General features: G+C 50.6%; 11 protein-coding genes. 1 reads left to right on the top strand and 10 read right to left on the bottom strand.

Annotated elements, in window-relative coordinates; translation table 11 throughout:
* Window positions 1–86: 86 nt before the first annotated feature.
* Window positions 87–680 carry a DUF6676 family protein gene (locus DI579_RS02050; RefSeq protein WP_290595248.1) on the bottom strand — a complete coding sequence of 198 codons (594 nt, stop codon included), beginning with the start codon at window positions 678–680 and terminating at the stop codon, window positions 87–89.
* A gap of 114 nt (window positions 681–794) precedes the next feature.
* On the opposite strand from DI579_RS02050, the gene acnA reads away from it, so the two are divergent.
* Entirely contained in the window at window positions 795–3,491 is a 2,697-nt protein-coding gene (acnA, locus tag DI579_RS02045; protein WP_290595249.1) for an aconitate hydratase AcnA, read from the top strand.
* A 139-nt stretch (window positions 3,492–3,630) separates the two neighbouring features.
* Here acnA and DI579_RS02040 read toward each other — a convergent pair whose 3' ends face one another.
* The 9 genes from DI579_RS02040 to DI579_RS02000 form a co-directional block, all read right to left on the bottom strand.
* On the bottom strand, window positions 3,631–5,262 hold the full coding sequence (locus DI579_RS02040; protein WP_290595250.1) for an ABC-F family ATP-binding cassette domain-containing protein: 1,632 nt from the start codon (window positions 5,260–5,262) through the stop codon (window positions 3,631–3,633).
* Complete coding sequence (locus DI579_RS02035; RefSeq protein ID WP_290595251.1) at window positions 5,259–5,498, bottom strand: hypothetical protein; 240 nt, start codon at window positions 5,496–5,498, stop codon at window positions 5,259–5,261. Before DI579_RS02035 ends, DI579_RS02040 begins: the two co-directional genes overlap by 4 nt.
* Entirely contained in the window at window positions 5,499–5,828 is a 330-nt protein-coding gene (locus tag DI579_RS02030) for a metal-sulfur cluster assembly factor (RefSeq protein WP_303678628.1), read from the bottom strand.
* A gap of 357 nt (window positions 5,829–6,185) precedes the next feature.
* A complete protein-coding gene (gene sufU / locus DI579_RS02025; RefSeq protein WP_290595252.1) occupies window positions 6,186–6,698 on the bottom strand; it encodes a Fe-S cluster assembly sulfur transfer protein SufU in 513 nt (170 codons plus the stop codon).
* Entirely contained in the window at window positions 6,698–7,936 is a 1,239-nt protein-coding gene (locus DI579_RS02020) for a cysteine desulfurase (RefSeq protein WP_290595253.1), read from the bottom strand. Before DI579_RS02020 ends, sufU begins: the two co-directional genes overlap by 1 nt.
* Window positions 7,936–8,703: a Fe-S cluster assembly ATPase SufC gene (gene sufC, locus DI579_RS02015; RefSeq protein ID WP_290595254.1), complete on the bottom strand. Its 768-nt coding sequence runs from the start codon at window positions 8,701–8,703 to the stop codon at window positions 7,936–7,938. The genes DI579_RS02020 and sufC overlap by 1 nt, the downstream gene beginning before the upstream one ends.
* A gap of 51 nt (window positions 8,704–8,754) precedes the next feature.
* A complete protein-coding gene (locus tag DI579_RS02010; protein ID WP_303678603.1) occupies window positions 8,755–9,906 on the bottom strand; it encodes a SufD family Fe-S cluster assembly protein in 1,152 nt (383 codons plus the stop codon).
* Window positions 9,906–11,351 (bottom strand): Fe-S cluster assembly protein SufB, encoded by a 1,446-nt coding sequence (sufB, locus tag DI579_RS02005; protein WP_303678602.1) that lies wholly within the window; start codon window positions 11,349–11,351, stop codon window positions 9,906–9,908. Before sufB ends, DI579_RS02010 begins: the two co-directional genes overlap by 1 nt.
* The gene (locus DI579_RS02000; RefSeq protein ID WP_303678601.1) at window positions 11,348–12,070 is read right to left on the bottom strand and encodes a metalloregulator ArsR/SmtB family transcription factor; all 723 of its coding nucleotides are present in this window, start codon (window positions 12,068–12,070) and stop codon (window positions 11,348–11,350) included. Before DI579_RS02000 ends, sufB begins: the two co-directional genes overlap by 4 nt.
* Between the last annotated feature and the right edge of the window lie 56 nt (window positions 12,071–12,126).

The raw sequence follows: 12,126 nt of genomic DNA, 5'->3' as shown, positions 1-12,126 counted from the left end.
GTAACTCTCTTTAAAGCCCTATATTCCCCTATTTAACTGCAGTTTTATGGACGAGCGTGACAAATAGGATGCCCAAATAATGAGATTTAGTGGGATGAGGTAATGCGCGAGGATAACGCCGATAATTTTCTCTTGAAAATTGTCGCTATCACCGTGATAGTCAGCACTACAGTCACTCCAACACCGCTCATAATAGGAGTCCAATTAAGAGACGACTCAGCGACATCATGGATGTAGGTGTCAATACGTGCCAGCACCTGCTGTGTTGTATAAGGAGGCTTACTGTTAGTAATAATCCGATTAGCATCGATCTCTGCATGTTCCATGACATAACGTGGATACACGGGGCTCACAGAGCCAATTTGCTCATCATTAAGTACCACAATAGTGCCATCAATATGAGGCTTGAGAAGCTCTGCTAAATTACGAGTAGCTGTGAAACTTTTATCCGAACCCGGATAATAAACAATTTTTAAATCTATTCCCTTGCTATGAGCCTGATACACACGTTCTCGTAAAGCTCCTGCTAGCTGAGGAGTTGCAGATACTCCATCTTTTTGTAGATCGGCAGCAATCGCAGCGGGATTAACACCATGAGGAAGCGCTGGATGAGAAACCGATGTGGGTAGCGGAGCTGAGTCAGACATAAAACCTCGTTCTATAACGGCAGAGATACCCATAGATACCCCTAGTCTACTGGCTTAGCTAACTGTTTTAACCAACCGAGATGTCTGAGACAACACAGTAAGTAAGGTAACCTGAAGACACTAATCTATTCAGAACGGAGCGCCTGTATGAGCCTTAATTCTTTCAACGCTCTAGACACCCTTGAGGTGAATGGACAGCAGTACAACTACTTTAATATCAACTCTCTGCCCGGAGTTGATAAACTTCCATACGCCTTAAAGATATTGGCGGAGAATCTTCTTCGTAACGAAGACGGTGCCAATGTAACAGAAAAACATATTAATGCTCTTGCCCACTGGGATCCCTCCGCAGACCCCAGTGTAGAAATACAATTCACCCCCGCACGCGTTCTCATGCAGGACTTCACCGGCGTTCCGTGCATTGTTGACCTGGCCACCATGCGTCAAGCTGTCACTACGCTGGGAGGAGACCCCGACCAGGTCAACCCTCTCAACCCCGCTGAGATGGTGATCGATCACTCCGTTATCGTCGAATACTTCGGTACCCCAGATGCCCTCACCAAAAATGTTGAGGTTGAATACGAACGGAATAAAGAACGCTATCAATTCCTCCGCTGGGGACAAGGAGCATTCTCCAACTTCCGCGTCGTTCCCCCGGGAACCGGCATCGTGCACCAAGTGAACATAGAACACTTAGCACGCGTTGTTATGAACAATGACGGTGTCCTCTACCCCGATACCTGCGTGGGTACTGATTCCCACACCACCATGGAAAATGGTCTTGGCATTCTGGGCTGGGGCGTCGGTGGTATTGAAGCCGAGGCTGCTATGCTTGGCCAGCCCATCTCCATGCTTATCCCCCGTGTTGTTGGCTTTAAACTTACTGGCCAAACACAGCCGGGTGTCACCGCTACAGATGTTGTTCTTACCATTACTGATATGCTTCGCCAGCACGGTGTGGTTGGAAAATTCGTGGAATTCTATGGGGAAGGCGTCAGCGCAGTACCACTTGCTAACCGTGCCACTATCGGCAATATGTCCCCTGAATATGGTTCTACCTGCGCCATCTTCCCCATTGATCAAGAAACCCTCAACTATATGCGTCTCACCGGCCGTGATGACGACACTATCGCCCGCGTGGAAGCCTACACAAAGGCACAAGGACTGTGGCATGACCCCAGTAAAGAGGCAACCTATTCGGAATACCTTGAGCTTGACCTGGGTACTGTCGTCCCCTCTATTGCCGGCCCGAAACGTCCGCAAGACCGTATCCCCCTCAACCAGGCAAAAGAAACCTGGCGGAAAACTGTTCGCAGCTACACGAGTGATCCCGAAGGTAAAGGCGATCTGTCCGGACGCCCCTCACACCCCGTTCATGTAGACACAGCCGAACGCGGCAGTTTTGACCTAGACCACGGCATTATCGGCATCGCATCCATTACGTCATGCACGAACACATCGAATCCATCAGTAATGCTTTCCGCAGGCCTACTCGCACGTAATGCGGTACAGCGTGGCCTGCGCGTGAAGCCGTGGGTAAAAACCACTATGGGTCCAGGCTCCCAGGTTGTTACCGACTACTACGACACTGCCGGCCTGTGGAAGTACCTCGAAAAACTCGGTTTCTACCTCTCCGGTTATGGCTGCACTGCCTGCATCGGCAACGGTGGTCCCCTTATTCCAGAAGTATCCCAGGCAATTCAAGACAATGACCTTGCTGCCTGCTCCATTCTCTCTGGTAACCGTAACTTTGAGGGACGCATCAACCCCGATATCAAGATGAATTATCTGGCATCACCGCCGCTCGTTATTGCCTATGCCATTGCGGGCACTCTTGATATTGATTTCGATAAAGAGCCCCTCGGTACCGATAACGACGGCAAACAGGTTTATCTCCGCGATATTTGGCCATCCGATAATGACATTAACGACATCATTATGTCCTCCATCACCGAAGACATGTACGCCAAAGACTATGCCGATGTTTTTACCGGTGACGAACACTGGCAAAACCTTGACACCCCGGAAGGCGACACCTTCGCATGGAACGACGATTCCACCTATATTCGCAAAGCCCCCTACTTTGACGGTATGACTCTGGAACCGGATCCTGTTACTGACGTGAAAGGTGCTCGAGTACTAGCTAAGTTGGGCGATTCCGTCACCACTGACCACATCTCCCCCGCTTCCGCAATTAAACCAGGCACCCCCGCGGCACAATATCTGGATTCTTACGGGGTAGCACAGAAGGACTACAACTCCTTTGGATCTCGACGCGGTAACCATGAAGTTATGGTGCGTGGCACCTTCGCTAATATCCGTTTGCAGAACCAACTACTCGATGGGGTAAGTGGTGGCTACACCCGAGACTTCACCCAAGATGGCGCCCCGCAGAGCTTTATCTATGATGCGGCACAGCACTATGCTGCGGCTGGTATTCCGCTTGTTGTCCTCGGTGGTAAAGAATACGGAACAGGCTCCTCCCGCGACTGGGCGGCAAAAGGCACCGCCCTCCTCGGCGTTAAAGCGGTTATCGCGGAATCTTTCGAGCGTATTCACCGCTCCAACCTCATCGGTATGGGCGTTATCCCTCTCCAATTCCCAGAAGGCGAAAGCCACGAATCGCTAGGCCTAGATGGCACAGAAGTTTTTGATATCAACGGTATCAGTGACTTCACTACCGGTAATATCCCGAAGACTGTCGCAGTGACTGCCACTAAAGATAACGGTGATACTGTTCAGTTCGATGCGGTCGTCCGAATCGACACCCCCGGGGAAGCCGACTACTACCGGAATGGTGGCATTCTGCAATACGTACTGCGGAACATGGTAAAGAACGGATAAAACAATAAACACAGTACTGGTGTAGCAATGCCGGTGCAGTGCTTCAACAAGGCGCTGCACCGGCATTAGCTATCTATGATTCATTCAGATGTGAAGGCTGTACGAGGACAACTGAGAGAGCATTCGAGAAATGCGGAGGTTAGGCAAGCGTGACAATCTCCATATAATCATCGCCCCACAGATCCTCCACACCATCAGGGAGAACAATAACGCGTTCTGGCTGTAAAGCCTCCACTGCTCCCGGATCGTGGGTGACGAGGATACAAGCACCCTCATACGTACGCAGTGCTTCAAGCACTTGTTCGCGGCTAATAGGATCCAGGTTGTTTGTGGGCTCATCCAAAAGTAGGACATTCGCTTGTGAACACACCAGACTAGCAAGTGCCAGACGTGTCTTTTCGCCACCGGACAAAGTACCTGCAGGCTGTTCCCACATCTGCTCAGTCAACATGAAAGCACCCAGCAAACCGCGCAGGTCCTGCGCTCCAGCGTCTGGGGCCTGGCGCACCATATTGTCCCATACGCTCTCATCTGGGTTAAGAGTGTCATGTTCCTGCGCGAAATAACCACGCTTCAGACCATGCCCCTCAATAACTGTGCCGTCCCCATCAGACTTCTCTACACCGGCGAGAATACGCAGCAACGTTGTTTTACCGGCACCATTCAAACCCAAAATAACGACACGACTGCCCTTATCAATGGCGAGATCCACACCAGTGAAAATCTCCAAAGAACCGTAGCTCTTCGACAGATTTTTCGCTGTCAGTGGTGTTTTTCCACACGGCAAAGGTTTCGGGAAAGCAATATGAGCATGCTTTTCGGCCTGTCGAACATCGGCAGCTTCATCAAGGAGACGTTGCGCGCGGCGTTCCATCTGATGGGCAGCTGCTGCCTTTGTGGCTTTAGCACCCAGATGAGCAGCCTGCGCCCGCAATGCTGCTGCTTTCTTTTCGGCATTAGCGCGCTCCCGGCGGCGGCGCTGCTCATCGGCGGCGCGTGCGGAAAGATAGCGTTCCCACCCCATGCTGTAGGTGTCTATCTCACCGCGGATGGAGTCGAGATACCACACCTTATTGACGACAGCATCCAACAGTTCAGTATCGTGACTAATGACGATGAGACCGCCCGTATATTGCATTAAAAAATCGCGTAACCACTGGATACTATCGGCATCCAAGTGGTTTGTTGGCTCATCGAGTAAAAGCGTTGTGTTGTTTTTACTGCCATCAGCTTGAGAACTGCCGAAAAGAATACGCGCAAGCTCCACACGTCGGCGTTGACCACCAGAAAGATGCCCTAGCTCTTCTGTAAGAACACGCTGCGGTAATCCCAGCGAGTTACAGATACGGGCAGCATCACCCTTCGCCTTGTAGCCGCCAAGATCATTGAAGCGTTCTTCTAGACGAGTAAATTTTTTAATAGCTTGATCGCGTTTCTTATCGTTATCAGTAGTCTCTAAAATGAACTGCTGACGATCCATATTGCGAGCAATGCTATCAAGTCCACGCGCTGACAACACCCGGCTGAGAACAGTTGTTGTGAGATTGCCTTCCCGAGGATCCTGCGGAAGATAACCAATATCCCCCGAACGCACAATAGTGCCAGCGTACGGCTCTGTCTCGCCGGCAAGAATGCGCATAGTGGTAGTTTTCCCAGCACCATTACGGCCAACTAGCCCAATGCGGTCCCCCTCATGCACCACTAAAGAGCCAGGAACAGTAAGGAGAGTACGAACACCTGCCCGCACCTCCAGATCAGTAAACGTTATCATGCAGGATTTTTACCTCGGTGAGATGGTTGCGAAGGCCCCTTGCCATTAGTGGATGTCGGGGGCAACTCCCCTTTCATGCGGCGAACTTCACGATCCAGAAAATACATCACCGCAAAAATAAGAAGCGTCATCACAATAAGACCCAACCATTGATGGGCAAGGATAGCGTATGCTGCCAGCGCAAACTCTACCGCTAGAAGAATCGCTAGCAGGGCGGTAATAATTTTTGACTTCATTTAGAGGGTAAAACCTAACGCGCGAAGTTGTTCACGACCATCATCTGTAATCATATGGGCACCCCATGGAGGCATCCACACCCAGTTTATTCGCAAAGCCCGGGCATGCCCTTCTGTACACACTGCAACGAAAGCCTGATCCTCAATAACATCGGTAAGCGGACATGCTGGTGAAGTGAGGGTCATATCAATAGTTGCGCGCCGTGCAATGTCCATTTTGACGTCGTACACAAGCCCCAGATCGACAACATTAACACCAAGTTCAGGATCGACAACGTCATACATTGCCTCGCGAACTTCCTTGGCTTCAGCCTCCGGAGCAAGCGGAATATCATCAGGGAGCTTTGCGAGATCCTCTGCTTTTACTGCACGATAGTCATCAACCGTCCAGGTAGAGAAATCAGTATCGTCAGTAATTTCTGGAGGCTCTGTAGTATTTGTAGACTCTGCAGTCTCTACAGACTCCGCAGTATCTACATTAGGCGTGTCGGAAGATGGGGTGCCAGAAGACAGCACAGTAGATGATGACGCAGTAGAAGACGATGCGGCAGCAGGAGCTAATGGATCCACATCCGGGTTCTCTCCGTCTTCTTGCGCAGCACTTCCCAGTGCTGCCAAAGCATTAAGAACAGCGTCCTCTTGTTCCTTGTGCTTACGCTGCTGTGATGAGGTGAAATCCGGTTCCATTTACTCTTTCTCTCCCCCATCGGCAGGTGCACCATCATTGTCCGACGATCCTTCAAGCGCCTGAGACGAAGCATCCTTAAACGCCATCCATCCCAATAAAGCGCACTTCACACGTGCCGGATACTGTGACACACCCGCCAGTGCAGTACCGTCGCCTAAGATATCTTCATCGCCCTCGTCTTGGCCACGAGAAGTGACCATCTTTTCAAAACGATCACAGATATCAAATGCTTCTGCCACAGTATGCCCAATAAGCTGCTCCGTCATAATAGACGTGGATGCTTGGCTAATAGAGCAGCCCTCCCCGTCATAGGAGATATCGCGAATGACGGTTTTTTCTGGGTTATGCGGATCATCTGGATCGTGGTCTAGGTGAACACGTAGCCGAATATCGTCACCGCATGAGGTGTTGTGGTGATGTACTTCTGCATCCCAATTGTCACGCAGTCCACGTGCGTTGGGGTGGCGATAATGGTCCAGAATGACCTCTTGGTACATGCTTTCCAAACGCATTAGATAACTCCAAAGAATTTCTGTACTCGCGTAATACCGTCCACTAACCGGTCGACTTCATCGAGGGTGTTGTAAATGTAGAAGCTAGCGCGAGTAGTACCAGATAGCCCAAAGTGAGTGTGGAGTGGTTCAGCACAGTGGTGTCCCACGCGGACGGCAATGCCATCATCATCAAGGAATTGTCCGATATCGTGGGAATGTATGCCATCAATAGTGAAGGAAATAGCACTGCCACGATTTTCAGGAGTGGTGGGGCCAACAATATGAACGCCAGTGAGCTTACCAAGTTCCTGCAAAGCATAACTGGTGATTTCTTGCTCATGGGCGAAGACATTATCCATGCCAAGAGAATCCAAATACTCGACAGCAGCACCTAAACCCACAACCTGGCTCATATTAGGTACACCAGCCTCATAACGCTGTGGAGGTGGAGCATACGTCGTCTTTTCCATGGTGACGTGTTCAATCATGGAACCGCCTGTCAAAAATGGTGGCAGCGCCTGCAGGATCTGTGCGCGGCCGTACAAGACACCAACCCCTGAAGGCGCTAGCATCTTATGGCCGGAAAATGCGGCAAAGTCTACACCCAGGGCGGTGAAATTCACCGGCATATGGGGTACCGACTGGCAGGCATCAAGAACAACAAGTGCCCCCACCTGGTGTGCACGCTCCACTACTGTCGCAACATCTGTAATAGCACCCGTGACATTGGAAGCATGAGTTACTGCAACTACTTTTGTGCGTTCAGTAATCTCCACCGCGTCCAAATCAAGGCGCCCATCATCTCGCAATGGGAACCATTTAAGAGTGGCTCCTGTCCGGCGGCACAACTCCTGCCAGGGTATGAGGTTTGCGTGATGTTCCGCCTCCGAGATAATAATCTCATCACCAGCGGAGACGCGGTACTGCCCAGCACGATCATCCCCCAGTACGTAGGACACGAGGTTGAGACCTTCTGTGCAGTTTTTCGTAAAAATAACCTCGTCAATGGCACAACCAACGAAACCTGCTACCAGTTCGCGGGCATGCTCGTATGCGTCGGTTGCCTCTTCCGCAAGTTGGTGAGCACCACGATGAGTTGCAGCATTGTGATGCAGCACGAAGTCACGTTCTGCATCGAGAACGGGAAGTGGCTTTTGTGACGTTGCCCCAGAATCCAGATAGACGAGAGGCTTCCCATCACGGACAGTGCGCGTGAGAATGGGGAAATCCGCACGTATAGAATGAACGTCAAGCATTACGCACCTTTCGTAACGAACGCATCGTAGCCATGCTCTTCAAGCTGATCTGCAAGTTCCGGACCGCCCGTTAACGCGACTTTACCGTTAGCAAAGACATGGACAATATCTGGCTTTACATAACGCAAAATGCGTGTGTAGTGCGTGATCAGTAAAATACCGCCATTCGTTTCCTGCTGATACTTGTTGATACCTTGCGAAACAAGACGGAGAGCATCTACATCCAAGCCAGAGTCTGTTTCATCAAGAATGGCGAACTTAGGTTTAAGAAGCCCCAGCTGTAGTGTTTCAAAACGCTTCTTTTCCCCACCGGAAAAACCCTCATTCACAGAACGATCATTAAAAGCTGGATCAATCTGTAGGAATTCCATTTCTCCACGGACTTCCTTCACCCATTGACGTAGCCGGGGTGCTTCACCACGGACAGCAGCCGCCGCAGAGCGAAGAAAACTGGAGGTCGACACGCCCGGTACCTCTACTGGATACTGCATGGCGAGGAAAAGACCCGCACGAGCACGTTCATCGGCAGTCATCTTGAGAACATCGTCCCCGTCGAGGGTGATGGAGCCACCTGTTACCTCGTATTTCGGATGTCCAGCAATAACATAAGAAAGAGTTGATTTACCGGATCCATTGGGGCCCATAATGGCGTGAGTTTCACCAGAGTTCAGGGTGAGGTTGACACCCTTCAAAATCTCAATGGGCTCCTCGGTATCATCAGCACGCTTGACCTGCGCAGTAAGGTCTTTAATAACAAGTTGGGACATGGTGTTTTCCTTTAGCGCGTTTTCCTTTAGCAGGGTTAGTAACGAGTTTCTTTAGAGACCAGCGCGTTCAAGCTGGCGGACAACAACGGCATCTAGCTCTTCTTCGAGACTGGGAAGATTGAGTTTGTGAACAATGTCATGGAAAAATCCGCGTACGACGAGCTGCCGTGCCGTTATTTCATCAATACCGCGAGACTGCAGATAGAAGAGTTGCTCTTCATCAAAACGACCAGTAGTAGAGGCATGCCCAGCACCAATAATCTGTCCTGTGGCAATTTCTAGGTTAGGGATAGAATCCGCACGGGCAGCTTTGCTGAGAAGAAGGTTGCGGTTACTTTCATAGGTATCAGTGCCATGCGCTTGGGGACGGATAAGAACATCACCAACCCATACACCGTGCGCCTCCCCCAGCTTGGACTCGGGGTTGCCCAGCAATGCGCCCTTGTAATGAACATACGAGCGACACTGCGCCACACTGTGGTCAATAAGCAGCCGATTTTCCACGTGCTGTCCAGCTCCACCGAAGAAGACGCCGCTCATGTCAGCATCTCCGCCAGGACCTTCATAGGTGACAGACGTTGTTATGCGGGTAGCTCCCCCGCTTAACGTGATAACACCATGGTGGAGGTGGGCATTACACCCTAGATGTGCGTGCTCCGCAGAAGCGACGACGGCATCGTCGTCCCATAGGTTGACGAAAGCAACGGTGAGGGATGCATCGTCTGCAATAGAAAATTCAATATTATCTGCTAGTGCACCTGCACCAGATCGGTAGATGAGAAGCTCTGCGGTGGTATGAGCAGGAACATCCACAAAAAGATGTCCAAAAGTAAAAGGCTTTTTGCCAGTACCAATAGTGATGACGGTGGGATCAGCTGGTGTATCTGTGGCAGCAAACTGTACAACATCAACGCTGGGACTGCCATTCCAGGCAACTGCCGCAAGACGATCAGAGGGTAGCTCTACGCTACCCGCGGCTGATTCTTCCCGTGCAACACGGCGGAGAGTAGCTGCGCCAGCAGTAGTAAGGCCCACCGTCCACAATGCGCGTTGGGATTGTTCAGGAAGCTCGGCGAGTGGAGAAAAACGACGAGTCGGAGTGAACCGCCAATCTTCCAGTTTGCCGTGGGGTTTAGGGAAGTCATCGATAGCAGTGGAGAAAATGCGATCCGCTTTATGCTCGGTGTACTTGGTGTAGTTCATTAACCAACTGCTCCTTCCATCTGGAGCTCAATGAGGCGGTTCAGCTCCAACGCATACTCCATGGGAAGTTCTTTCGCGATGGGTTCAATGAATCCGCGAACTACCATCGCCATAGCTTCTTCTTCGGTAAGGCCACGGCTCATGAGATAGAACAATTGCTCTTCTGAAACCTGTGAGACAGTAGCCTCATGCCCCATAGTGACGTCATCTTCACGAATATCGGCGTAGGGGTAAGTGTCAGTGCGGGATATATCGTCAACGAGTAAAGCATCACACTTTACCGAAGCGGCAGACCCATAGGCACCTTTATGGATGGACACTAAACCGCGGTATCCCGAACGCCCACCACTACGGGAAACTGATTTAGAAACAATGTTGGATGAGGTGTGAGGAGCCATGTGCACCATCTTGGCGCCTGTATCTTGGTGCTGCCCTTCTCCCGCAAATTGGACGGAGAGAACCTCTCCGCGTGCATGTGGTCCCATCATGTAGACGGCTGGATATTTCATATTGATTTTGGAACCAATATTTCCATCCACCCATTCCATGGTGGCTCCTTCAGCTGCTTTAGCACGCTGAGTTACCAGGTTATAAACGTTATTCGACCAGTTCTGAATAGTGGTGTACCGGCACCGGGCATTCTTTTCCACAATGATTTCGACAACACCAGAATGGAGAGAATCGGTTTGGTAGATAGGTGCGGTGCAGCCCTCCACATAGTGCACGTACGCATCTTCATCAACAATGATGAGGGTGCGTTCGAATTGGCCCATATTTTCGGTATTAATACGGAAGTAGGCCTGTAGAGGGATTTCTACATGGACGCCTTTAGGAACGTACACGAATGATCCGCCAGACCAAACAGCAGTGTTAAGTGCAGAGAATTTATTATCTCCAGCAGGGATAACTGTTCCGAAGTATTTGCGGAATAGCTCAGGATAGTCACGCAGGCCAGTATCGGTGTCCACAAAGATAACGCCTTGTTTCTCCAGATCGTCACGAATCTTGTGGTAGACCACTTCAGATTCGTACTGGGCGGCAACGCCTGACACTAAGCGTTTCTTTTCCGCGTCAGGTATACCGAGTCGGTCATACGTTGTGCGAATATCTTCTGGGAGGTCTTCCCACGTGGAGGCCTGCTGTTCAGTAGTGCGCACGAAGTATTTATATGAGTCGAAGTCGAGTCCAGAAAGATCGGGACCCCATGTGGGGAGAGGTTTCGCAGCAAAAATCTCCAGTGCCTTAAGGCGCGTCTCCAGCATCCATTCGGGCTCATTTTTTAATGCTGAAATTGTGCGAACAACATCTTCAGAAAGCCCACGATGGGCACTAGCTCCAAAAGTATCTTTGTCGTGCCAGCCGTAATCGTAGCGGCCTATAGTGTCAATATTTTTATCTCGTTCAGCAATGACGTCATCGATATCAGAGGGAAAAGTCTTCGTCATGCTTCACTTCTTTCCGCATGGTTCTGGATGGAGTTATGAGGAACAGTAACGTTTGTGGTGCAGGTATGAGCACCATATGCAATGGTGGATAACCGCTGTATGGGTGTATTCAATAGTTCAGAGAGAATATGATGTTCTGCTGCGCATAGAGCCGGGAAATCGTGGGCTACATGCGCTACCGGACAATGGTGCTGGCAAATCTGAATACCGCCACGCGCGTTTTCTACAGACGTGGCATAGCCGCATTTATTAAAAGCTTGTGCAATTTTTTCAGCGCATTCTTGAACATCTGCGCGAGTAGCATCCCTATCGAGGGGCGTAATACCTGCTACGACATCATGCATATGTTGCTGGGAGAAATCGACAAGTGCACGTTCTCCCCCCAATTTACGCACCATGCGGAGCGCATCGACAGCAAGATCGTCATAGGCATGGCCAAAATGAGAACGTCCCACATCACTGAGGTGGAATAACTTTGCAGGACGGCCTCGTCCACGTTCTTGATAAGGAGAGGGATCAACGGCTACTGCTACGCCTTCTTCGACCATAATGTCGAGGTGACGGCGTACGGCGGGGATAGTAAGCGACAACTCCTCCGCTATTGCCGACGCAGTTAACGGGCCATGTAACAGGAGTCGGGCGATTGCTTCCCGAGTAGTTAGAGCCGTATTGCGATTCATCTGCGGCAATGGTTGTGCTGATCGCTTGGAATAACGCATCAGTACCTCTTTTCCGCGGCCTTTTCATCGTACTTCCTATTTTTGCTAACACTAGT

This window comes from Lawsonella clevelandensis (assembly GCF_003241315.1).
GTDB lineage: Bacteria > Actinomycetota > Actinomycetes > Mycobacteriales > Mycobacteriaceae > Lawsonella > Lawsonella clevelandensis_A.
Note: the sequence above shows the minus strand (reverse complement) of the source record. Positions and strands in the feature narration are given on the sequence as shown.